Source organism: Streptomyces sp. NPDC004031 (assembly GCF_053604375.1).
In genome coordinates this window covers 155242-177474 of record NZ_JBSGHL010000010.1, presented here as the reverse complement: position 1 = coordinate 177474, position 22233 = coordinate 155242, and the positions used below count along the sequence as shown (strand labels likewise).

Annotated in this window: 19 protein-coding genes, 3 tRNA genes and 1 pseudogene; 17 read left to right on the top strand and 6 right to left on the bottom strand. The window is 71.0% G+C overall.

Annotated elements, in window-relative coordinates:
• Positions 1-53: 53 nt before the first annotated feature.
• The 3 genes from ACWERV_RS09260 to ACWERV_RS09250 all read right to left on the bottom strand — a co-directional run bounded on the left by ACWERV_RS09260 (position 54) and on the right by ACWERV_RS09250 (position 3278).
• Complete coding sequence (locus ACWERV_RS09260; RefSeq protein WP_452930659.1) at positions 54-740, bottom strand: SDR family oxidoreductase; 687 nt, start codon at positions 738-740, stop codon at positions 54-56.
• Between the two features lie 129 nt (positions 741-869).
• On the bottom strand, positions 870-1523 hold the full coding sequence (locus ACWERV_RS09255; protein ID WP_398185524.1) for an NAD(P)H-binding protein: 654 nt from the start codon (positions 1521-1523) through the stop codon (positions 870-872).
• Between the two features lie 468 nt (positions 1524-1991).
• Positions 1992-3278 (bottom strand): amidohydrolase family protein, encoded by a 1287-nt coding sequence (locus tag ACWERV_RS09250; protein WP_452930657.1) that lies wholly within the window; start codon positions 3276-3278, stop codon positions 1992-1994.
• A 456-nt stretch (positions 3279-3734) separates the two neighbouring features.
• On the opposite strand from ACWERV_RS09250, the gene ACWERV_RS09245 reads away from it, so the two are divergent.
• The 8 genes and pseudogenes from ACWERV_RS09245 (at position 3735) to ACWERV_RS09210 (ending at position 9044) form a co-directional block, all read left to right on the top strand.
• Positions 3735-3807 (top strand) — tRNA-Thr (locus ACWERV_RS09245).
• 46 nt (positions 3808-3853) lie between these two features.
• Positions 3854-3926 (top strand) — tRNA-Met (locus tag ACWERV_RS09240).
• A gap of 84 nt (positions 3927-4010) precedes the next feature.
• Positions 4011-4175, top strand: coding sequence for a 50S ribosomal protein L33 (gene rpmG / locus ACWERV_RS09235; protein ID WP_004571794.1), 165 nt, complete (start codon positions 4011-4013; stop codon positions 4173-4175).
• Between the two features lie 272 nt (positions 4176-4447).
• Positions 4448-4927, top strand: coding sequence for an FAS1-like dehydratase domain-containing protein (locus tag ACWERV_RS09230; protein WP_398185517.1), 480 nt, complete (start codon positions 4448-4450; stop codon positions 4925-4927).
• A complete protein-coding gene (locus ACWERV_RS09225) occupies positions 4927-5355 on the top strand; it encodes a MaoC family dehydratase (RefSeq protein WP_452930652.1) in 429 nt (142 codons plus the stop codon). Before ACWERV_RS09230 ends, ACWERV_RS09225 begins: the two co-directional genes overlap by 1 nt.
• A gap of 176 nt (positions 5356-5531) precedes the next feature.
• Positions 5532-6080: pseudogene (locus tag ACWERV_RS09220) on the top strand (TetR/AcrR family transcriptional regulator); the annotation flags it as partial.
• A 306-nt stretch (positions 6081-6386) separates the two neighbouring features.
• Positions 6387-7883 carry a DHA2 family efflux MFS transporter permease subunit gene (locus tag ACWERV_RS09215; protein WP_452930649.1) on the top strand — a complete coding sequence of 499 codons (1497 nt, stop codon included), beginning with the start codon at positions 6387-6389 and terminating at the stop codon, positions 7881-7883.
• Between the two features lie 117 nt (positions 7884-8000).
• Positions 8001-9044: a UDP-N-acetylmuramate dehydrogenase gene (locus ACWERV_RS09210; protein ID WP_452930646.1), complete on the top strand. Its 1044-nt coding sequence runs from the start codon at positions 8001-8003 to the stop codon at positions 9042-9044.
• On the opposite strand, the gene ACWERV_RS09205 is transcribed toward ACWERV_RS09210, so the two are convergent.
• The gene (locus ACWERV_RS09205) at positions 9041-10102 is read right to left on the bottom strand and encodes an adenosine deaminase (protein ID WP_452930644.1); all 1062 of its coding nucleotides are present in this window, start codon (positions 10100-10102) and stop codon (positions 9041-9043) included. The two genes, ACWERV_RS09210 and ACWERV_RS09205, sit on opposite strands and share 4 nt — an antisense overlap.
• Before the next feature lie 103 nt (positions 10103-10205).
• Positions 10206-11399 (bottom strand): pyridoxal phosphate-dependent aminotransferase, encoded by a 1194-nt coding sequence (locus ACWERV_RS09200; RefSeq protein WP_452930640.1) that lies wholly within the window; start codon positions 11397-11399, stop codon positions 10206-10208.
• A 218-nt stretch (positions 11400-11617) separates the two neighbouring features.
• On the opposite strand from ACWERV_RS09200, the gene ACWERV_RS09195 reads away from it, so the two are divergent.
• The 3 genes from ACWERV_RS09195 (at position 11618) to nusG (ending at position 13083) form a co-directional block, all read left to right on the top strand.
• A tRNA-Trp gene (locus ACWERV_RS09195) sits at positions 11618-11690 on the top strand.
• Positions 11691-11797: 107 nt separating this feature from the next.
• Positions 11798-12091 (top strand): preprotein translocase subunit SecE, encoded by a 294-nt coding sequence (gene secE / locus ACWERV_RS09190; protein ID WP_398185500.1) that lies wholly within the window; start codon positions 11798-11800, stop codon positions 12089-12091.
• Positions 12092-12216: 125 nt separating this feature from the next.
• Positions 12217-13083 carry a transcription termination/antitermination protein NusG gene (nusG, locus tag ACWERV_RS09185; protein ID WP_452930637.1) on the top strand — a complete coding sequence of 289 codons (867 nt, stop codon included), beginning with the start codon at positions 12217-12219 and terminating at the stop codon, positions 13081-13083.
• 82 nt (positions 13084-13165) lie between these two features.
• Here the strand turns inward: nusG and ACWERV_RS09180 are convergent, their stop codons facing one another.
• Positions 13166-13963 (bottom strand): SGNH/GDSL hydrolase family protein, encoded by a 798-nt coding sequence (locus ACWERV_RS09180; protein ID WP_398185494.1) that lies wholly within the window; start codon positions 13961-13963, stop codon positions 13166-13168.
• 390 nt (positions 13964-14353) lie between these two features.
• Between ACWERV_RS09180 and rplK the strand changes: the two genes are divergently transcribed.
• The 6 genes from rplK (at position 14354) to rpoB (ending at position 22165) form a co-directional block, all read left to right on the top strand.
• Positions 14354-14788, top strand: a complete 435-nt coding sequence (rplK, locus tag ACWERV_RS09175; RefSeq protein WP_398185491.1) for a 50S ribosomal protein L11 — start codon at positions 14354-14356, stop codon at positions 14786-14788.
• A gap of 173 nt (positions 14789-14961) precedes the next feature.
• Positions 14962-15687 (top strand): 50S ribosomal protein L1, encoded by a 726-nt coding sequence (rplA, locus tag ACWERV_RS09170; protein ID WP_398185488.1) that lies wholly within the window; start codon positions 14962-14964, stop codon positions 15685-15687.
• Positions 15688-15803: 116 nt separating this feature from the next.
• Positions 15804-16634, top strand: a complete 831-nt coding sequence (locus tag ACWERV_RS09165) for a hypothetical protein (protein ID WP_452930632.1) — start codon at positions 15804-15806, stop codon at positions 16632-16634.
• Between the two features lie 316 nt (positions 16635-16950).
• Positions 16951-17487, top strand: coding sequence for a 50S ribosomal protein L10 (rplJ, locus tag ACWERV_RS09160; RefSeq protein WP_398185482.1), 537 nt, complete (start codon positions 16951-16953; stop codon positions 17485-17487).
• 154 nt (positions 17488-17641) lie between these two features.
• Entirely contained in the window at positions 17642-18028 is a 387-nt protein-coding gene (rplL, locus tag ACWERV_RS09155) for a 50S ribosomal protein L7/L12 (protein ID WP_398185480.1), read from the top strand.
• A gap of 651 nt (positions 18029-18679) precedes the next feature.
• The gene (rpoB, locus tag ACWERV_RS09150) at positions 18680-22165 is read left to right on the top strand and encodes a DNA-directed RNA polymerase subunit beta (RefSeq protein WP_398185476.1); all 3486 of its coding nucleotides are present in this window, start codon (positions 18680-18682) and stop codon (positions 22163-22165) included.
• Positions 22166-22233 lie beyond the last annotated feature (68 nt).

The following is a 22233-nucleotide window of genomic DNA, read 5'->3' as shown; positions in this document are numbered from 1 at the left end:
GTCGCACCGACCCGGCCCCCTGCCCCCCCGTTCGCGCCGCGGCGCCGCCGCGCTCAGGCGACCGTGGCGCCGCCGTCCACCGGCAGCACCGTGCCGGTCACGTACGTCGCCCCGATGACGTACGCGATCGCGTCCGCCACGTCCTGCGGCGTACCCACCCGCTTGGCGGGCGTGTCCTTCACGAACTCGGCGAGGGTCGCCTCCCGCGACTCGGCGGGCAGGAAGGACCACCAGGCGGTGTCCACCACACCCGGCGAGACGGCGTTCACCCGTACCGGCGACAGCTCGGCCGCCAGCGGGGAGACGATCCGCTCGATCGCCCCGTTGACCGCCGCGAGCGCCACCGTGCCGGGCAGCGCCGCACGCGCGGACACGGCGGACACCATCGTCACCGAACCCGTCACCTGGGCCTTCTGCACGGCGTGCAGATAGCCGAAGAGCTTGCCCTCGAACGCGCCGCGGACATCGGCGACGTCCACCTCCGCCAGCGGCCCGAGACCCAGCGCGCCCGGACTGAACGCCAGCACCAGGTGGTCGAAGCCGCCCACCCGCTCGAAGAAGGCGGTCACCGCGGCCGCGTCCGTGCCGTCCACCCGCTCGGCGGCGGCCACCCGGTCCTTCACCGCCGCGAGGCGCCCCTCGTCGCGCCCGGTGACGATCACCTCCGCGCCCGCCGCCGTCAGCTTCTCCGCCGTCGCCAGCCCGATGCCGGACGTCCCGCCCATGATCACCACACGCATGTTCCGCGCCTCCTGTCGTTCCTTCGCTTGCTCCTCGATCCTCGAAGGGCGGGCGGAGGACAACCAGTTGGGAACTCTGCTGGTGGTCCTGACACCAGGAAGGAGACGAGCCCGTGCGGTGAGGGGGCGTCAGCGCAGGGCGGCGACCGCCGCCGGGATCTCCGTCGGGCCGGCGATCAGCTCCAGCGTCCGGCCCGCGGCCTGCGGCGCGGTCAGCAGCTCGACCAGCACGGCGGCCACGTCGTCGCGCGGCACCGAGCCGCGGCCGGTGCTCGCGGTGAGATCGACCCGGCCCGTACCGGGGTCGTCGGTGAGCGAACCGGGGCGCAAAATCGTCCAGTCCAGGGACGTACGCGACCGGATCGCGTCGTCCGCGGCGCCCTTGGCCCGCAGGTATGCCCGGAAACCCGGATCCTCGTACGCGGACTCCGCGTCCGCGCCCATCGAGGAGACGACCAGGAAACGGCGTACGCCCGCGCGTTCGGCGGCGTCCGCGAGCAGGACGGCGGCGTCGCGGTCGACCGTCTGCTTGCGGTCCACACCGCTGCCCGGACCCGCGCCCGCCGCGAACACGGCGGCGTCCGCGCCCGCGAGGGCCGTCGCCACGGATTCGGCGGGAGTCGCCTCCAGGTCCAGCACGACGGGCTGGGCGCCGGCCTCGCGCAGGTCGTCGGCCTGGTCGGGATTGCGGATCAGGCCCACCGCGTGGTCGCCGCGGGCGGCGAGCAGGCGTTCCATGCGGCGGGCGATCTGGCCGTGGCCTCCGGCGATGACGATACGCATGTCTCCGACGGTACGGGGTGGGGCGGGGTTGCGCCGCCGGGCGCGCCGGGCCCTGGCGGGCGGCTTTTGCGGCGGGGGCCGCGGGGGGTTTGCGCTGCGGGGTGGGGGGTGCGGTCGGTTTCGCGGGCTTCGAGCCGTGGGGGTTGTGCGCGCGGTTCCTCGCGCCCCTTGTGCGCTGCGGGGTGGGGGGTGCGGTGGTGCCGCGACCTTCCGCCGTGGGGGGCTTGTCGCGCGGTTCCTCGCGCCCCTTCGCTCCGGGGGTGGGGCTGGGGTGGGTTTCGCGATCTTCCGTGGTCGGGGGCTTGTCGCGCAGTTCCTCGCGCCCCTTGTGCGCTCCGGGAGGGGGTGCCGTGGGTTTCGCGGGGTTCGCGCCGTGGGGGTTGTGCGCGCGGTTCCTCGCGCCCCTGTGCGCTCCGGGGGCGGCCCGCGGCGGTGCCGCGGTCCTCGCGCGGCTCCTTCGCGGTTCGGTCAGGGTTCGCGGTGGGACTGGCGGGGGAGGTCGAGGGCGGGGTCGGTGGAGGTGTCGCAGAATTCGCGGACCGCGCTCGTACGGGAGACGACGCGGCCGTGGTGGATGACGACGCGGCTGTAGGCGAGGGCGAGGACGCCCTCGACGGATTCGCCGCGCACCGCGAGGAGTTCCGCCGGGAAGCCCGCCTCGACGCGGACCTCGGGGAGGGCGAGGACGGCGCGGGCCCGCGTGCTGACGAGGTCGTAGGCGCGCAGCGGCTCGCACTCGCCGTAGGAGGCGAGCAGGAACGCCGCCTCCAGCGGGTCGCCGCGGCCCACCGGGTTGGCCAGGTCGGCGAGGGCTCCGCTGCCCGCGGTGACCGGCACTCCCGCGCGGCGCAGCAGCCGTACGGGGGTGTGGAGGCCCGCGGCGCCGCGGCGTACCGTCTCCAGGCCGCCGCAGCCGCCCTGCGGGAGGGCCACGACGGAGACGCCCGCGGCGGCGAGGCGTTCGGCGGCGCGCAGGGCCGCCTCGCGCGGCATGGTGCCGAGCCCGTGGCAGGGGCCGAGCGTGACGCCCGGACGCAGGCCGCCGGCCATCGCGGCGAGCCGGGCGAGGCGGACGGGGTCGTCGGCGGCGGTGTGCAGGTCGACCGGCACACCGAACTCCGCCGCGAGCGCGACGACCGCCTCGGTGTGTCCGCTCGGGTCCGGGTCGAGGTCGGGGCAGCCGCCGACCGCGGAGGCGCCCATCTTGAGCGCGTCCCGCAGCACGTCGAGCCCGTCGGCGCCCGCGGCGCCGGTCAGCAGCCGGGGGACGGCCACCACCTGGACGTCGATCAGACCGCGCAGCGCCCGCCGGGCCTGGAGCACCGCTTCGAGGGCGCGCAGCCCGTGCACGTCGCCGACCCGCACATGGCTGCGGAGGGCGGTCGCGCCGTGCCCGAGCTGGAGGAGGGCGGCCTCGGTGGCGCGGCGCTGGACGTCGGCGATGTCGTCGGCGGGCGGGCCCGCGCAGTTCGCGGTGAGGGCGAGGTCGAGGTGGGCGTGCGGCTCGGCGGGCGCGGGCAGCAGCAGGTAGCCGCGCAGGTCGATCCGCGTACCCGTACCCGTACCCGTGCTCGCGCCGGAGCCCTGCCGGGGGGCGGTGGCACCGGGCGGCCCGGCGAGGCTGCCCGCGGTGCCGACCGCCTCGATCCGCGGGCCGCTCAGGCGTACGTCGACGGTCCGGCCGTCGGTGAGGCGGGCGCCGCACAGCAGCAGGGTGGCGATCTCGGCGGCGGTGCCGCGCGGGCTGTCGCTCATCGGGCTCCTCCGGTGCCTGGTGCCTCCCGCGGGCCCCGCCGGTGCCGCCGGGGACGGAAGAGCGGGGGGAGGCAGTGGAGCGGGCGCGGACCACCGGGGCGGCGTCGGGACGACCGGGAGGGGCCGGTCGGAAACGTCCGGCCGGAAGCGCCCGGTCGGGACGCCCGAGCCGCCGGGACGATCACGCATGGTCGAGCCTAGGGCCAGGCCGCGCGCCCGTCCGGTAACCGGCGTCGGGACACCCGGCACGAGTGCATTACTCGTACTGTCGTACGCACGTGGGGCGGTCCCGCGGTGCCCTGCGGCAACGCGCCGTCACGGGTGGGCGGACGGACGGGCGGACGGGCGCACAGCGGGCCGGGCGGGCCGTCCGCGGAGCCGCCGGTGGTGCCCGATGTGCCCCGCCGGATACGGATTTCACGTATGGCAGCGGAGCGTGTAATGTCTTCCTCGCTCGCCCCAATAGCTCAGTCGGTAGAGCGTCTCCATGGTAAGGAGAAGGTCTACGGTTCGATTCCGTATTGGGGCTCTGATGGATCGGTTCCCCGCCCTCGTGGCGGGGGTCGGTTCGTCGAAGCGGCGTAGCTCAGTCGGTAGAGCAAGCGGCTCATAATCGCTGTGTCACCGGTTCAAGTCCGGTCGCCGCTACTCTGCGTAGCCGATTGCGGGATCGGTCCCTCAATCGGCTACTCTTCCTGTGTTCAAATATCCCGTTCGTCAAGGAGCACTCACGTGGCCGCCACCGACGTCCGCCCGAAGATCACGCTGGCCTGCGTGGAGTGCAAGGAGCGGAACTACATCACCAAGAAGAACCGGCGTAACGACCCGGACCGTCTTGAGATGAAGAAGCACTGCCCGCGTTGCAACGCGCACACCGCGCACCGCGAGACGCGCTGACTTCGCCGTTCCTGCGTCGCACCACCAGCAGCACCAGGCCGTAACACCGCGAGGCCGTCCCCCCGTCGCAGGACGGGGGGACGGCCTCGCGGCGCGTTCGGGCCCTGCGGCGCGTACCGGGCCCGCGTGCGCGGCGGGGCGCGACCCCGCGAGCCCCGCGCCCGCCCGCGCTCCCGCGCACACACCTGAGCGCCCCGCACGCCCCTCCCGAACACCCGTGACACCCGCAACACCCGCAACGCCCGTGATCTGCCGCACACTCCGAGGTGACGATGGCTCTCGACCAGTCCTACGTCGGGCGGACCTACCCGCCCACCCCCGCCTACGAGGTCGGCCGGGAGAAGATCCGCGAGTTCGCCGAGGCGATCGGCGACGCCAACCCGGCCTACGTGGACCCGGAGGCCGCCAAGGCCCTCGGTCACCCGGACGTCATCGCGCCGCCGACCTTCGCCTTCGCGATCACCTACAAGGCGGCGGGCGTCGTGATCTCCGACCCGGAGCTGGGCCTGGACTACAGCCGGGTCGTGCACGGCGACCAGAAGTTCGCGTACACCCGCCCGCTGCGGGCCGGTGACCGGCTCACGGTCACGTCCACGATCGAGGCCGTGAAGTCGATGGCCGGCAACGACATCCTGGACGTCCGCGGCGAGGTCCACGACGAGACGGGCGAGCACGTCGTCACCGCCTGGACGAAGCTGGTCGCCCGCGCGGCCGACCCCGAGCAGGGCACCGCCCAGGACGGAGACGCGTGATGGCGGCTGCCGTGGCGTACGACGAGATCGAGGTCGGCACCGAGCTGCCCGCGCAGAGCTTCCCGGTCTCCCGGGCGACGCTCGTGCGGTACGCGGGGGCGTCCGGCGACTTCAACCCGATCCACTGGAACGAGAAGTTCGCCCGCGAGGTCGGACTGCCGGACGTCATCGCGCACGGCATGTTCACCATGGCCTCGGCGGCCCGCGTGGTCACCGACTGGGCCGGGGACCCGGCCGCGGTCGTCGAGTACGGGGTGCGCTTCACCAAGCCGGTCGTGGTCCCGAACGACGACGAGGGCGCGCTCGTCGAGGTCACGGCCAAGGTCGCGGCCAAGCTGGACGACAACCGGGTGCGCGTGGACCTGACCGCGATGTCCGCGGGCCAGAAGGTGCTGGGCATGGCCCGCGCGGTCGTCCAGCTGGCCTGACCGCCGGGCGACAGGGCCTCGCGCCCGCCCGGCCGCACATACTGCCGAGCCGCGCACCGTCTGTGCCGTGTAAGGACCGCTTGCCCATGGCAGGCGGTCCTTACGTTTTCCGGCCGCAACGGGCCCGCCACGCCTCCGCGTTGACAAGGTAGTGATTGGCCACTAACTTAAGGCCCATGGTCAGGATGAGCGCAGAGGAGCGGCGCGAGAGCGTCATCCGCGCGGCGATGAGCGAGTTCGCCCACGGCGGCTATCACGGCACGTCGACCGAGGCGATCGCCCGCCGGGTGGGTGTGTCGCAGCCGTACCTCTTCCGGCTCTTCCCGAACAAGCAGGCCATCTTCCTGGCCGCCTCCCGCCACTGCATCGAGACGACCGCAAAGGTCTTCGCGGACGCGGCGGTCGGGGTGTCGGCCGAAGAGCGGCTGGGCGAGATGGGCAAGGCCTACCAGGCCATGATCCACGCCGATCCCGAGCGGCTGCTGATGCAGATGCAGACGTACGTGGCCGTGGCGGCGGCGGAGGCCGCGGGGGACCGCGCCTTCGGTGTGGAGATCCGCGCGGTCTGGACGCGGCTGTGGGAGACCGTGCGGGACGCGCTCGGCACCGACGTCGAGGAGACCACGCAGTTCTTCGCCTACGGGATGCTCGTCAACACCCTGGTGTCGCTGGGTTTTTCGGCTGAGGACCCGATCTGGGAGGGCTTCTACGAATCCGTCCGGCCGGAAAAGCCGGCGGACGCCGAGGACCCGGAGCCGGTGCAGGACCCGCAAGGCCAGGACGGCCAGGACAGCTCGGACGACTCGGACAGCTCGGACGACTCGGACGGCGCGCAGAACCCGCAGAACCCGCGGAACCCGGAAGCCCCGTGGTGTGCGGGGTCCGTCAAGCGCCCGAAGGCTTCCGACTAGCAGCGGCCCGCCCGGGGGCCGGCCCCCGGGCGGGATTTTTTTCGGCCCGAAAAAGTTAGTCATCAATTACTAACCCAGCCCGCAGCAACATCTCGACAGGGGACCAAGGAGATCAGGGCAATGACCACCGCAGACAGCGCGCGTCCCGCCGACGGCGCACCCGCACCCGCACCCACCACGGACAAGGCGTCGCCCCGCGGCAAGGCCACGGCAGGCTGGGCGCTGCTGATCACCAGCGTCGCGGGCTTCATGGCGGCCCTCGACAACCTCGTCGTCACCACCGCACTGCCGTCCATCCGCAAGGACCTCGGCGGCGCGCTGTCCGACCTCGAATGGACGGTGAACGCCTACACGCTCACCTTCGCCGTCCTGCTCATGTTCGGCGCGGCGCTCGGCGACCGCTTCGGACGCCGCAAGCTCTTCCTCACCGGTCTGACGATCTTCACGGGCGCGTCCGCCGCCGCGGCCATGGCGCCCGGCATCAACGAGCTGATCGCGGCCCGCGCGGTCCAGGGTGTGGGCGCGGCCATCATGATGCCGCTGACGCTCACGCTGCTGACCGCGGCGATACCGCCCGAGCGCCGGGGCGCCGCCTACGGCATATGGGGCGCGGTCAACGGCATGGCCGTGGCGTCCGGCCCGCTCATCGGCGGCAGCCTGACCGAGCACATCTCGTGGCAGTGGATCTTCTGGCTGAACGTCCCGCTCGGTGTGCTGCTGCTCCCGCTGGCCCGGCTGCGTCTGGCCGAGTCCACCGCGCCCGGCGCGCGGCTGGACGGCCGCGGCACCGCGCTCATCAGCCTGGGCCTGTTCGGCATCGTCTTCGCCCTGGTCAACGCCAACGAGCACGGCTGGACCAGCGCCCGGGTGCTCTCCGGGCTGATCGCCGGCAGCGTCCTCGTCGCGGCCTTCGTGCGGCACGGCATGACGGCGCGCCAGCCGATGCTGCCGATGCGGTTCTTCCGCCGCCGCGCCTTCAGCGCGATCAACGCGGCGACGATGCTGATGTTCGTCGGGATGTTCGGCTCGATCTTCCTGCTCAGCCAGTTCCTGCAGACGGTGCTCGGGTACTCGCCGACCGAGGCGGGGCTGCGGATGCTGCCCTGGACGGGCATGCCGATGATCGTCGCGCCGATCGCGGGCTACCTCTCCGACCGCGTCGGCGGCCGTCCCGTCGTCGCCGCGGGCCTGGCGCTCCAGGCGATCGGCCTGGGCTGGTTCGCGGTCATCGCCTCGCCGGACGTCTCGTACGCCACCCAGCTGCCCTCGCTGATCATCTCCGGCGTCGGTATGGCCCTGTACTTCCCGGCCTCCACGAGCCTGGGCATGTCCAGCGTGGAGCCGCACGAGCAGGGCATCGCGTCCGGCGCCAGCAACGCCCTGCGCGAGATCGGCGGCGCCCTCGGTGTGGCGCTGATGGGCTCGATCTTCGCCGCGTACGGCGGTTACACCTCCGGCTCGGCCTTCGTCGACGGCCTCGTCCCGGCCCTGTGGGTCGGCGCCGCGACCCTGACCGTCGCCTTCCTCGCCGCCCTCGCCCTGCCCCGCCGCGCGGCCCGTGCGGCCACCGTCGCCCAGGGCGCCCCGGCCCCCGCCTCCCTCCAGAAGGTCGGCTGACACCACCACCCTCGCCCGCGGGCGGCCGGGACACCCCCGGCCGCCCGCGGGCGCGTGCGGGGGAGAACCCGGAGGCGTCCGTCCGGGCCGGACCGGGGAGAGCCATAAGGTGGGGGCGTGGATTCTGACGTTCTCGCCCCGTACACGACCTTCCGGCTCGGGGGGCCCGCTCGCAGGCTCGTGACCGTGTCGACGGACGACGAGCTGGTCGGTGCCGTGCGGGAGGCGGACGCGCGGGGGGAGCCGGTGCTGCTGCTCGGCGGGGGGAGCAACCTGGTCATCTCGGACGAGGGGTTTCCCGGCACCGCCGTGCGGATCGCCACGCAGGGGGTCGAGCTGCGGGGGAGTGTGCTGGAGCTGGCCGCGGGGGAGGTGTGGAGCGACGCGGTGGCCGCGACCGTACGGGCGGGGCTGGCCGGGGTGGAGTGCCTGGCCGGGATCCCGGGCTCCGCGGGGGCCACGCCCATCCAGAACGTCGGGGCGTACGGGCAGGAGGTCTCCAGCACCGTCACGCAGGTCGTGGCCTACGACCGGCGGGCCGGGGAGACGGTCACGCTCGACAACCGGGAGTGCGGGTTCTCCTACCGCAGCAGCCGCTTCAAGGAGGAGCCGGAGCGGTACGTGGTGCTGCGGGTGCGGTTCGCGCTGGAGGCGGCCGGGGGGATGTCCGCGCCGCTGAAGTACGCCGAGACCGCCCGCGCGCTGGGTGTGTCCGTCGGGGAGCGGGTGCCGCTGGAGAAGGCCAGCGCGACGGTGCTGGCGCTGCGGGCGGGCAAGGGCATGGTGCTGGACGCGGCCGACCACGACACCTGGTCGGCGGGCTCGTTCTTCACCAACCCGGTGCTGACCGCCGCCGAGTTCGCCGCCTTCCTGGACCGCGTCCACGACCGCCTCGGCCCCGACGCCGCCCCGCCCGCCTACCCGGCGGGGGAGGGCACCAAGACCAGCGCGGCCTGGCTCATCGACAAGGCGGGCTTCACCAAGGGCTACGGCACCGGCCCGGCCCGCATCTCCGGCAAGCACACCCTGGCCCTGACCAACCGGGGCGCGGCCACCACCGCGGATCTGCTGGCGCTCGCCCGCGAGGTGCGCGACGGCGTGCACGCGGCCTTCGGCGTCACCCTCGTCAACGAGCCGGTCATGGTCGGCGTCGCGCTCTAGCTCTCCGGCTCTGCCGCCGCCCACGCGTCGATGTCCCCCAGGAGCCGCTCACGGACCTCCTGCGGGGCTCGCGAGGCCCGAACGGACTGGCGGGCCAGTTCGGCCAGCTCCGCGTCCGTGAAGCCGTGCACGTCGCGCGCGATCTCGTACTGGGCCGCGAGCCGCGAGCCGAAGAGCAGCGGGTCGTCCGCGCCGAGGGCGAGCGGGACGCCCGCGTCGTACAGCGTGCGCAGCGGGACGTCCTCGGGCTTGTCGTAGACGCCCAGGGCCACGTTGGAGGCCGGGCAGACCTCGCACGTGACGCCGGTGTCGGCGAGCCGGCGCAGCAGGTGCGGGTCCTCGGCGGCGCGTACGCCGTGGCCGACGCGCTGTGCGTGCAGGTCGTCCAGGCAGTCGCGGACGCTCGCGGGCCCGGCCAGCTCACCGCCGTGCGGGGCGGCGAGCAGGCCGCCGTCCCGGGCGATGGCGAAGGCCCGGTCGAAGTCGCGGGCCAGGCCCCGGCGTTCGTCGTTGGACAGGCCGAAGCCGACGACGCCCTGGTCGGTGTAGCGGACCGCGAGCCGGGCCAGCGTACGGGCGTCCAGCGGGTGCTTCATGCGGTTGGCGGCCACGATCACGGCCATGCCCACGCCGGTGTCCCGCGACGCGGTGTGCACCGCGTCCAGGATCACCTCCAGGGTGGGGATGAGCCCGCCGAGCCGGGGTGCGTACGAGGTCGGGTCGACCTGGATCTCCAGCCAGCCGGAGCCGTCCGCCGCGTCCTCCTGGGCCGCCTCGCGCACCAGCCGGTGGATGTCGTCGGGGGTGCGCAGACAGCTGCGGGCGGCGTCGTAGAGCCGCTGGAAGCGGAACCAGCCGCGCTCGTCGGTGGCCCGCAGCTTGGGCGGCTCGCCCGAGGTCAGCGCGTCGGGCAGCCGGACGCCGTGCCTGTCGGCCAGCTCCAGCAGGGTGGCGGGGCGCATGGAGCCGGTGAAATGCAGATGAAGGTGTGCTTTGGGGAGCTTGCGGACATCCCGGCGGCCGGGACCGCCCCCCGACGTACGTACATCGCTTGCCATCCCAAGATCCTGCCAAACGCGAGCCCCCGCTCGGAACCGGATTCTCCGAACGGGGGCTTGCCCGAATGCATCATCGGGCCGCATCACGGGTACGGGCCGGGCTTCAGTCCCGCGCCTCGCCCAGCAGCTTCTGCAGCCGCGTGATGCCCTCGACCAGGTCGTCGTCGCCCAGCGCGTAGCTGAGCCGCAGGTAGCCGGGGGTGCCGAAGGCCTCGCCCGGGACGACGGCGACCTCGGCCTCGTCCAGGATCAGGGCGGCCAGCTCCATGCTGCTCTCGGGCTGCCTGCCGCGGATCTTCTTGCCGAGCAGGCCCTTGACCGACGGGTAGACGTAGAAGGCGCCCTCGGGGGTCGGGCACACCACGCCGTCGATCTCGTTGAGCATCCGCACGATCGTCTGCCGGCGCCGGTCGAAGGCGGTGCGCATGTCGGCGACGGCGTCCAGGTCGCCGCTGACGGCGGTCAGGGCGGCGGCCTGCGCCACGTTGTTGACGTTCGAGGTGGCGTGCGACTGGAGGTTCGTCGCGGCCTTGACGACGTCCTTGGGGCCGATGATCCACCCCACCCGCCAGCCGGTCATGGCGTACGTCTTGGCCACGCCGTTGACGACGATGCACTTCTCCCGCAGCTGCGGGACGACCTGCGGCATCGAGGTGAAGACGGTGTCGCCGTAGACGAGGTGCTCGTAGATCTCGTCGGTGAGCACCCACAGGCCGTGCTCGACGGCCCAGCGGCCGATCGCCTCGGTCTCGCCGGGGCTGTAGACCGCGCCGGTCGGGTTGGACGGCGACACGAAGAGCACGACCTTGGTGCGCTCGGTGCGGGCCGCCTCCAGCTGCTCCACCGTGACCCGGTAGCCGGTCGTCTCGTCCGCGACGATCTCGACCGGTACGCCGCCCGCGAGCCGGATCGACTCGGGGTAGGTGGTCCAGTACGGGGCGGGCACGATGACCTCGTCGCCCGGGTCGAGCACCGCGGCGAAGGCCTCGTAGATGGCCTGCTTGCCGCCGTTGGTGACCAGCACCTGCGAGGCGTCCACCTCGTAGCCGGAGTCGCGCAGCGTCTTGGCGGCGATGGCGGCCTTGAGCTCCGGGAGCCCGCCGGCGGGCGTGTAGCGGTGGAACCTCGGATTGCGGCAGGCCTCGACGGCGGCGTCGACGATGTAGCCGGGCGTCGGGAAGTCCGGCTCTCCTGCACCGAAGCCGATCACCGGACGCCCGGCGGCCTTGAGGGCCTTGGCCTTGGCGTCGACGGCGAGAGTGGCGGACTCGGAGATCGCACCGACACGGACCGACACGCGCCGATCGGTCGCCGGAGGTACTGGGGGAGTGGCTGCGCTCATACCTGCATCGTCCCAGACACCAACCGCCCCCGGCACCGGGGTTTGGGGCCCGGAAAGCGCGTTCGGAGGCAATCCGAGGCAAGGCGTTCGACGAGATGCCTCCGAGCACGTACACTCAACGCTCGATGGCCTCCCGGCGATGTCGCCTGCGGTACGTTGGGAGTGTCTGTCGAAGGGTCGTAGCTCAATTGGTAGAGCACTGGTCTCCAAAACCAGCGGTTGGGGGTTCAAGTCCCTCCGGCCCTGCTCCACACGTCCTCACCGGACGTGGGCAGGCAGATGCAGGCATAAGGCACTCGCCGTACCGCGCGACGGGCGCGGCACGGCCACGACCCGGAGTCAGGTGAGGACGAGTGACTGAGATCACGGACTCCATCGAGGTCCCTGAGCCTGACGCGTCTCAGGACGACAACGAGGCCGAGAAGAAGCCCCGCCGCGGCGGCAAGCGCGCGAAGAAGGGGCCGCTCGGCCGTCTTGCGCTGTTCTACCGCCAGATCGTCGCGGAGCTCCGCAAGGTCGTCTGGCCCACCCGCAGCGATCTGAGCACGTACACCACTGTGGTGATTGTGTTCGTTGTGGTCGTCATCGCGTTCGTGAGCGTGGTTGACTGGGGTTTCAGCAAGCTCGTTTCCGCCGTTTTCGGCTGAGCCGTCCGCTCTTGCCGGGCCGGTCTCGGGCCGGGTTCCGCGTCCCGCCTGTCCGCGCGGAGGGCGCCGGGCGCTGGTCGCCCCGCCCGCAGTGCCACCCTTGAAGTCAGGAAGAAGCAGTCACCGTGTCTGACCCGAACGTGTACGACGCCGACGAGTCCGTCGAGGGCGAGGAAGCAGCGCTCGACGCCGTCGAGGCCGCCGAGGAGCCCGCCGACGCGCAGGACCCGGCCGAGTCCGAGTCGGCGGAGGACGCGGAGGAGTCGGAGGAGTCGGACGCCGCCGAGGACGACGACGAGACCGCGGCCGAGGACGACGAGTCCGATGAGGACGAGGACGAGGCCGAGGACAACGGCGAGGCCGAGGAGCCGGCCGCCCCGGTCGACCCGGTGGCCGCCTTCCGCGAGGAGCTGCGCACGCTCCCCGGCGAGTGGTACGTGATCCACACCTACGCCGGGTACGAGAACCGGGTGAAGTCCAACCTGGAGCAGCGTGCCGTCTCGCTGAACGTCGAGGAGTACATCTACCAGGCGGAGGTCCCGCAGGAGGAAGTCGTTCAGATCAAGAACGGCGACCGCAAGACCATCCGGCAGAACAAGCTCCCCGGCTACGTCCTGGTCCGCATGGACCTGACGAACGAGTCCTGGGGCGTCGTCCGCAACACCCCCGGCGTCACGGGCTTCGTCGGCAACGCCTACGACCCCTACCCGCTGACCCTGGACGAGATCGTCAAGATGCTCGCCCCCGAGGTCGAGGCGGCCGCCGAGGCCGCGGCCATCGCCGAGGGCACCGCGGTCCCGCGCAAGGTCGAGGTCCAGGTGCTGGACTTCGAGGTCGGCGACTCGGTCACCGTCACCGACGGCCCCTTCGCGACGCTCCAGGCCACGATCAACGAGATCAACCCGGACTCGAAGAAGGTCAAGGGCCTCGTCGAGATCTTCGGCCGCGAGACCCCGGTCGAGCTGAGCTTCGACCAGATCCAGAAGAACTGACGTTCCGTAAGTTCGTACGACCGAGCCCCTGCCTTCCGCGTCCGGAGGGCAGGGGCTCGGTCGTCACCGCGGCCGTTGCCGGTCAGTCGTTGGCGTTCAGCAGGGGGAGGTAGCCGGCGGAGTGGCCGGTGGCCGTGGGGTGGTAGGACTCCCAGCTCGGTGAGATGACCAGGGAGTGCAGGTAGTCGTCGCCCGAGCAGAGTTCGTGGCCCTTGAAGGTGCTGCGCACGTCGCCGAAGGCGAAGCCGTGGGAGGCCGCGACCGAGGCGATCGTGGAGTCCAGGACGTCCGCGGCCTCGTTTATCTTCTGGTGCTTGGTGTCGCTGAGGCCGACGCAGATCCACGCCGACAGGTCGTACATGTCCGGGTAGCCGAGGACGACGACCTTCGCGTTGGGCGCCTTGGCGCGGATCGCGTTGTAGGTGGTGTTCAGGCGGCCGGGCAGGGTGTTGCGGATGTACGTCTCGGCGGTGCTGACGCGGCTGACGCACGTGCTGTCGGAGCCGGTCACGCAGGTGGTCATGACGTCGGCGAAGCCGGCGTCGTTGCCGCCGATGGTGAGGGAGACCAGACCGGTGGAGGAGTTCAGACCGCCGAGCTGGCTGTTGGTCACATCCGTGGTGACCGCGCCCGAACAGGCGGCGAAGGTGAACGAGGACGGGCTGTGGGCGGCGGCCCACAGCGCGGGGTACGCGCTGTTGCTGCGGTGGCAGTCGCCACTGGAGCTGATGTAGTTGCCTGCGCCGTTCCCGGCGGAGTACGAGTCCCCGAGAGCGACGTACGCGGGCCCGGCCGCCTGTGCCGGGCCGGAGAAGACCAGCGCCGCCGTCAGGGCGGACGCCAGCGCGGTAAGAGCGGTGAGGGGCCTGCTCAGCTTCACGGAACCTCCTGGGTGAGGGCTTCCTGCAGCACTGTGGTACCAGCCAGTAGGTAGCCACGGGAAGTGTCCATGCCAAGAATTCTTCCCGCGTAGACCAGAACTTCAGGTTCCGCTACGGGAGTTGACGGTGGCGCGGGTGCAACTCGTGGGCCGGTGGAGGTATCTGAGGGGGCAACAGTGCATGGCGTGCTGTGATCGTACCGCTACTCGCAGTGTCTGCCGAGAGGCAGCGCGACGGGCGGGCTCCGTGCCGTGCGGAGCCCGCCGAGCGGGGCCGGGTGCGGGAGCGGCCGGAACGGATTTCGGGGCCGGGGGCAGTACCCGCTATCGTGGTGCGGTATGCCTGCTCGCAGGTATGGAAAAAACTCTCAACAGGACCCGGAGAGAGCAATGCCTCCCAAGAAGAAGAAGGTCACGGGGCTGATCAAGCTCCAGATCAACGCCGGTGCGGCCAACCCGGCGCCGCCGGTCGGCCCCGCGCTGGGCCAGCACGGCGTCAACATCATGGAGTTCTGCAAGGCCTACAACGCGGCCACCGAGTCGCAGCGCGGCATGGTGATCCCGGTGGAGATCACGGTCTACGAGGACCGCTCCTTCACCTTCGTCACCAAGACCCCGCCGGCGGCCAAGCTGATCCTCAAGGCCGCGGGCGTCGACAAGGGGTCCGGCACCCCGCACACCAAGAAGGTCGCCAAGCTCACCCGCGACCAGGTGCGCGAGATCGCCACGACCAAGATGCCCGACCTCAACGCGAACGACCTGGACGCGGCGGAGAAGATCATCGCCGGTACCGCCCGTTCCATGGGCATCACGGTCGAGGGCTGACGCCCGAGCTCGCGCAGTGGCCGGCCGAGGTACGAGGCCGTCCGCGGAGCGAGGGAGCAGGAAGCCCGAGCGGAACAGGCGAGGGCTGACGCCCCGCGCAAAGGCAGCACCTGTGGAAGGGCCTGCTCGGCCCGCACCACGAACTCCATCGAAACAGCTACAGGAGTAGTTCCATGAGCAAGCGCAGCAAGTCTCTCCGCGCTGCGGACGCCAAGATCGACCGGGAGCGGCTGTACGCGCCCCTGGAGGCCGTCCGGATCGCCAAGGAGACCGCGTCGACCAAGTTCGACTCGACCGTCGAGGTCGCCTTCCGCCTGGGTGTGGACCCGCGCAAGGCCGACCAGATGGTCCGTGGCACCGTGAACCTTCCGCACGGCACCGGCAAGACCGCCCGGGTCCTGGTCTTCGCGACCGGTGACCGTGCTGCGGCCGCGGAAGCCGCGGGCGCCGACATCGTCGGCTCCGACGAACTGATCGACGAGGTCGCGAAGGGCCGGCTGGACTTCGACGCCGTCGTCGCCACCCCGGACCTCATGGGCAAGGTCGGCCGCCTCGGCCGCGTCCTCGGCCCGCGTGGTCTGATGCCGAATCCGAAGACCGGCACCGTGACGCCCGACGTGGCCAAGGCCGTGACGGACATCAAGGGCGGCAAGATCGAGTTCCGCGTCGACAAGCACTCCAACCTGCACTTCATCATCGGCAAGGTGTCCTTCGACGACGCCCAGCTGGTGGAGAACTACGCGGCGGCGCTGGACGAGATCCTGCGTCTGAAGCCGTCCGCGGCGAAGGGCCGCTACCTGAAGAAGGCGGCCGTCTCCACGACGATGGGCCCCGGCATCCAGGTCGACCCCAACCGCACCCGCAACCTCCTCACCGAGGAGGACCCGGCGGCGGTCTGACCCGCGCCGTACCTCGCGAACGCCCCGCATTCCCCCTTCCCGGGGGGTGCGGGGCGTTCCGCGTCTACGATGCCCCGTGGCGCGCTGGGGAGCACGCCCGACAAGGGGGGTACAGCATGCGTACGACGAAGACGGCGGCGGCCGCGGCGGTCATCGTTCTCGCGGTCACGACCGCGGCCTGCGGCGGCTCGCACGACCACGGCGCGGCGCCCGGCGCGAACACGGCGGCGACCGGCACCACGAAGCCGCCCGCGGCAGGGGCCGACGCCGACAGCGCCGCGGCCAAGGCGGTCGTGGCGATGGTCGACCGGGCCGAGTCGATGCGCTCCGTGCACACCGCCACCGTGATGCGGCGCGGCAGCTCGACGGTCACGGAGACCGGGATCAGCTCCTGGGGCGGCCCGGACGCGGGGCTGGTTCTCACCGCGTCGCCCGCGGCGTTCGGCATGCAGGGGGTGAACCACCACGACCGCATGGAGGTGCGCTCGCTGCACGGGTTCCAGTACGTGCAGGTCGATCCGCCGGCCGCGGGGCCGAACAAGGGGAAGAGCTGGCTGCGCTTCACCCTGACCGCCACCATGGGCGAGGAGGTCGCGGCGGCAATGGCGGAGCAGATGGAGCACAGCCCGGTCCAGCGGCTGCTCCTGATGCCGTCCAGCGGCCCGGTCACGCTGGTCGGGCACGAGACGGTGGACGGCCGTCCGGCGGTGCACTACCGGGGCACCGTCCCCACGGACGCCAGGATCGTGGCGGCGCACAAGGTGCCGGAGTCGGCGCGCGTCGATGTGTGGGTGGGTGCGGACGGGCTGCCGGTGCGGATGGTCAGCGACGACGGGAAGCAGCGCACCACCGACGACTTCAGCGACTTCGGCGGCGTCGTCCACATCCAGCAGCCGTCGGCCGCGCAGACGATCGTTCCTCCGCCGCCCACGAGCGCCACGGCCTGACCGGGGTGTCCGGTTCCGCCGCGGGCTCGCGGGCGATTTGCTCCGTGGGGTCGCGGTCCCGTACGCTGCCGGGGAAGCCAAAGACCGCTGGTTGCCGTCGTGTCCGGATCTCCGGGCGGGGCGGCCGAAGGATCCGCTGATGCGGACGGCCCGCGCAGGTGATCGTGGATGGACTCCGAAGCCTTGAGGGGAAACCCGAAGGGCAGCGTCGAGTCACGCCCCGTGCGCCTGCGCCGGGGCGTTTGTTTTGCCCGGGGCACACCCGCCTCGTCCTTCGTTCCGCGCGGTCCATCACCCCGGAAGGAGGCCGAGACTCATGGCGAGGCCTGACAAGGCTGCCGCGGTTGCCGAGTTGACGGACCAGTTCCGCGCCTCGAACGCCGCTGTGCTGACCGAGTACCGCGGTCTCACCGTCGCGCAGCTCAAGACGCTGCGCCGCTCGCTCGGTGAGAACGCCCAGTACGCCGTGGTGAAGAACACGCTGACCAAGATCGCGGCCAACGAGGCCGGGATCACCCAGCTCGACGACCTGTTCGCGGGTCCGTCGGCTGTCGCCTTCGTCACCGGTGACCCGGTGGAGGCGGCGAAGGGTCTGCGCGACTTCGCCAAGGACAACCCCGCTCTCGTCATCAAGGGCGGTGTCCTTGACGGCAAGGCGCTGTCCGCCGACGAGATCAAGAAGCTTGCGGACCTCGAGTCCCGCGAGGTTCTGCTCGCCAAGCTGGCGGGTGCCATGAAGGCCAAGCAGTCGCAGGCTGCCGCGCTCTTCCAGGCGCTCCCGTCGAAGTTCGTCCGCACCGCGGAGGCGCTTCGGGTCAAGCTGGCCGAGGCCGAGCAGGGCGGTGCCGAGTAATTCGGCTCGCACGATGACCGGGGCCTGACGGCTCCGGTCGGGGCCGGCGCGCGACCGCACCACGCACCAGCGCACCGGCTTACGCGGGCCGACCGTACGCCCGCCGACTTGTACGACATCCGGCACCAGCCGATTTAGTGGAAGGACCGCCATCATGGCGAAGCTCACCCAGGACGAACTGCTCGCCCAGTTCGAGGAGCTCACCCTCATCGAGCTCTCCGAGTTCGTGAAGGCGTTCGAGGAGAAGTTCGACGTCACCGCCGCCGCCCCGGCCGCCGTCGTCGCCGGCCCGGGTGTCCCCGGTGTCGCCGCTGACGCTCCCGAGGAGAAGGACGAGTTCGACGTCATCCTCACCGCCGCGGGCGACAAGAAGATCCAGGTCATCAAGGTCGTGCGCGAGCTGACCTCGCTGGGTCTGAAGGAGGCCAAGGACCTCGTGGACGGCGCCCCGAAGCCCGTCCTGGAGAAGGTCAACAAGGAGGCCGCGGACAAGGCCGCCGAGTCCCTCAAGGGCGCCGGCGCCTCGGTCGAGGTCAAGTAACACCTCACGTCACCGAGAGCATCACGCTCCGTGACGTAGGAGCACTCGCTGCTCCAGCTACCGCAGGGCGGTCACCCGGAAGGGTGGCCGCCCTCGGTCGTTCGTACGCCCTCCGGCGGGCCGCGCCGGGGGTTGTCGTACCCGCCGGGTAGGGTGATCCTTCCTGCTGGGAACGGGTGCTCGCGCATGTGTGCGGGGCCGGGGCCTTGACGTTTGGCACGCGGCGCGCAATTCTCAGGACGCGCCACGACGTTGGACGCGATCCCGGCGGTGCCGGTCGCGGTTCCGCGGCCGATCCGTTGCATGATCCGATGCATGGATCGGTGGCGATGCGGGAATGCATGGCTATGCAGCAGGACGCAGGACGACGGCAGGGTATGACGGAGGCGATTCCAGGTTCCGAGGCTTGGGGTCGCGAGACGGGCGGAGGGGGCGACGATTCGGTACTCCGAATCTCAGCCTGGACATCAGTGTGCCAAGTGGCTACACTGACCCTTTGCGCTGCCTGTTAGCTGCTGCCTGGCCCGTCACCAGGAGCATGCCCACGTCTGAGAGCTGCTGAGAAGGCCCTCCCATCAGGGTTTTCCCTCTGGTCCTCAGGGGCGGACCGGTACGCGCGTAGTGAGTCCGAGCCCTCGGAAGGACCCCCTCTTGGCCGCCTCGCGCAACGCCTCGACTGCCAATTCGAACAACGGCGCCAGCACTGCCCCGCTGCGCATCTCTTTCGCGAAGATCCGTGAACCGCTCGAAGTTCCGAACCTCCTCGCGCTCCAGACCGAGAGCTTTGACTGGCTGCTCGGCAATGCGGCGTGGAAGGCCCGGGTCGAGGCGGCGCTGGACAGTGGGCAGGACGTCCCCAGGAAGTCCGGTCTGGAGGAGATCTTCGAGGAGATCTCCCCGATCGAGGACTTCTCCGGGTCGATGTCGCTCACGTTCCGTGACCACCGGTTCGAGCCCCCGAAGAACTCGCTGGACGAGTGCAAGGAGCGCGACTTCACGTACGGCGCCCCGCTCTTCGTCACCGCCGAGTTCACCAACAACGAGACCGGCGAGATCAAGTCCCAGACGGTCTTCATGGGCGACTTCCCGCTGATGACCTCGAAGGGCACCTTCTGCATCAACGGCACCGAGCGTGTCGTCGTCTCGCAGCTGGTCCGCTCGCCGGGCGTGTACTTCGACTCCAGCATCGACAAGACGTCCGACAAGGACATCTTCTCGGCCAAGATCATCCCGTCCCGGGGTGCCTGGCTGGAGATGGAGATCGACAAGCGCGACATGGTCGGTGTCCGCATCGACCGCAAGCGCAAGCAGTCGGTCACGGTGCTGCTCAAGGCGCTCGGCTGGAGCACCGAGCAGATCCTGGAGGAGTTCGGCGAGTACGAGTCGATGCGCGCCACCCTGGAGAAGGACCACACCCAGGGCCAGGACGACGCGCTGCTCGACATCTACCGCAAGCTGCGTCCGGGCGAGCCGCCGACCAAGGAGGCTGCGCAGACGCTGCTGGAGAACCTGTACTTCAACCCCAAGCGCTACGACCTGGCGAAGGTCGGCCGCTACAAGGTCAACAAGAAGCTCGGCAGCGACGCGCCGCTGGACGCCGGTGTGCTCACCACCGAGGACATCATCGCGACCATCAAGTACCTGGTGAAGCTGCACGCGGGTGAGACCGAGACCACCGGGGAGAACGGCTCCGGCATCGTGGTCGAGGTCGACGACATCGACCACTTCGGCAACCGCCGCCTGCGCAACGTCGGCGAGCTGATCCAGAACCAGGTCCGCACCGGCCTCGCGCGTATGGAGCGTGTCGTCCGCGAGCGCATGACCACCCAGGACGTCGAGGCGATCACGCCGCAGACCCTGATCAACATCCGGCCGGTCGTCGCCTCCATCAAGGAGTTCTTCGGCACCAGCCAGCTGTCGCAGTTCATGGACCAGACCAACCCGCTGTCCGGTCTGACGCACAAGCGCCGACTGTCGGCGCTCGGCCCCGGCGGTCTGTCCCGTGAGCGGGCCGGCTTCGAGGTCCGTGACGTGCACCCGTCGCACTACGGCCGCATGTGCCCGATCGAGACGCCGGAAGGCCCGAACATCGGTCTGATCGGCTCGCTGGCCTCCTACGGCCGGGTCAACGCGTTCGGCTTCGTCGAGACGCCGTACCGCAAGGTCGTCGGCGGTGTCGTGACCGACGACGTCGACTACCTGACCGCCGACGAGGAGGACCGCTTCGTCATCGCGCAGGCCAACGCGCCGCTGACCGAGGACCTGCGGTTCGCCGAGTCCCGCGTGCTGGTCCGCCGCCGTGGCGGCGAGATCGACTACATCCCCGGCGACGACGTCGACTACATGGACGTCTCGCCGCGCCAGATGGTGTCGGTCGCGACCGCGATGATCCCGTTCCTGGAGCACGACGACGCCAACCGCGCGCTCATGGGGTCGAACATGATGCGCCAGGCCGTGCCGCTCATCAAGGCGGAGGCCCCGCTGGTCGGCACCGGCATGGAGTACCGCTGCGCGGTCGACGCCGGTGACGTCATCAAGGCCGAGAAGGACGGCGTGGTCCAGGAGGTCTCCGCCGACTACGTCACGGTGACCAACGACGACGGCACGTACAACACCTACCGCGTCGCGAAGTTCTCCCGCTCCAACCAGGGCACGTCCTTCAACCAGAAGGTCGTCGTCAACGAGGGCGACCGCGTCGTGGTCGGTCAGGTGCTCGCCGACGGTCCGTCGACCCAGGAAGGGGAGATGGCGCTTGGCAAGAATCTGCTGGTGGCGTTCATGCCGTGGGAGGGCCACAACTACGAGGACGCGATCATCCTGTCGCAGCGCCTCGTGCAGGACGACGTCCTGTCCTCGATCCACATCGAGGAGCACGAGGTCGACGCCCGCGACACCAAGCTGGGCCCCGAGGAGATCACCCGGGACATCCCGAACGTCTCCGAGGAGGTGCTCGCCGACCTCGACGAGCGCGGCATCATCCGGATCGGCGCCGACGTGGTCGCCGGCGACATCCTGGTCGGCAAGGTCACCCCGAAGGGCGAGACCGAGCTGACGCCGGAGGAGCGGCTGCTGCGCGCGATCTTCGGTGAGAAGGCCCGTGAGGTCCGCGACACCTCGCTGAAGGTCCCGCACGGCGAGGTCGGCAAGATCATCGGCGTCCGGGTCTTCGACCGCGAGGAGGGCGACGAGCTGCCGCCCGGCGTGAACCAGCTGGTCCGCGTCTACGTCGCGCAGAAGCGCAAGATCACCGACGGCGACAAGCTCGCCGGCCGGCACGGCAACAAGGGCGTCATCTCGAAGATCCTGCCGGTCGAGGACATGCCGTTCCTGGAGGACGGCACCCCGGTCGACATCATCCTCAACCCGCTCGGCGTGCCGTCCCGGATGAACCCCGGCCAGGTGCTGGAGATCCACCTCGGGTGGCTCGCCAAGCAGGGCTGGGACGTCTCGGGCATCGCCGACGAGTGGGCGCGCCGGCTGGAGGCCATCGACGCGCACCGCGTCGAGCCCGGCACCAACGTCGCCACCCCGGTCTTCGACGGTGCGCGCGAGGACGAGATCCGCGGGCTCTTCGAGTCCACGATCCCGAACCGCGACGGCGACCGGCTGGTCCTGCCGTCCGGCAAGGCCCGGCTCTTCGACGGCCGCTCCGGCGAGCCGTTCCCGGACCCGATCTCGATCGGCTACATGTACATCCTCAAGCTGCACCACCTGGTGGACGACAAGCTGCACGCCCGCTCCACCGGTCCGTACTCGATGATCACCCAGCAGCCGCTGGGTGGTAAGGCGCAGTTCGGCGGGCAGCGATTCGGCGAGATGGAGGTGTGGGCGCTGGAGGCTTACGGCGCCGCCTACGCCCTCCAGGAGCTGCTGACCATCAAGTCCGACGACGTGCTCGGCCGCGTGAAGGTCTACGAGGCCATCGTCAAGGGCGAGAACATCCCCGAGCCCGGCATTCCCGAGTCCTTCAAGGTGCTCATCAAGGAAATGCAGTCGCTGTGCCTCAACGTGGAGGTGCTGTCCTCGGACGGCATGTCCATCGAGATGCGCGACACCGACGAGGACGTGTTCCGCGCCGCGGAGGAGCTCGGTATCGACCTGTCCCGGCGCGAGCCGAGCAGCGTCGAAGAGGTCTGACGGGTTCCGCCGGTCTCCCGGCCGTACACCTCGTACGGCCGGGCCCGGCGGCCCCCACGACCCGTTCA

Coding starts and splice junctions, on each gene's coding strand:
- ACWERV_RS09260 (WP_452930659.1), bottom strand. CDS start 740: ATGCGTGTGGTGATCATGGGCGGGACGTCCGGCATCGGGCTGGCGACG.
- ACWERV_RS09255 (WP_398185524.1), bottom strand. CDS start 1,523: ATGCGTATCGTCATCGCCGGAGGCCACGGCCAGATCGCCCGCCGCATG.
- ACWERV_RS09250 (WP_452930657.1), bottom strand. CDS start 3,278: ATGAGCGACAGCCCGCGCGGCACCGCCGCCGAGATCGCCACCCTGCTG.
- ACWERV_RS09230 (WP_398185517.1), top strand. CDS start 4,448: ATGGCTCTCGACCAGTCCTACGTCGGGCGGACCTACCCGCCCACCCCC.
- ACWERV_RS09225 (WP_452930652.1), top strand. CDS start 4,927: ATGGCGGCTGCCGTGGCGTACGACGAGATCGAGGTCGGCACCGAGCTG.
- ACWERV_RS09215 (WP_452930649.1), top strand. CDS start 6,387: ATGACCACCGCAGACAGCGCGCGTCCCGCCGACGGCGCACCCGCACCC.
- ACWERV_RS09205 (WP_452930644.1), bottom strand. CDS start 10,102: ATGGCAAGCGATGTACGTACGTCGGGGGGCGGTCCCGGCCGCCGGGAT.
- rplK (WP_398185491.1), top strand. CDS start 14,354: ATGCCTCCCAAGAAGAAGAAGGTCACGGGGCTGATCAAGCTCCAGATC.
- rplA (WP_398185488.1), top strand. CDS start 14,962: ATGAGCAAGCGCAGCAAGTCTCTCCGCGCTGCGGACGCCAAGATCGAC.
- ACWERV_RS09165 (WP_452930632.1), top strand. CDS start 15,804: ATGCGTACGACGAAGACGGCGGCGGCCGCGGCGGTCATCGTTCTCGCG.
- rplJ (WP_398185482.1), top strand. CDS start 16,951: ATGGCGAGGCCTGACAAGGCTGCCGCGGTTGCCGAGTTGACGGACCAG.
- rplL (WP_398185480.1), top strand. CDS start 17,642: ATGGCGAAGCTCACCCAGGACGAACTGCTCGCCCAGTTCGAGGAGCTC.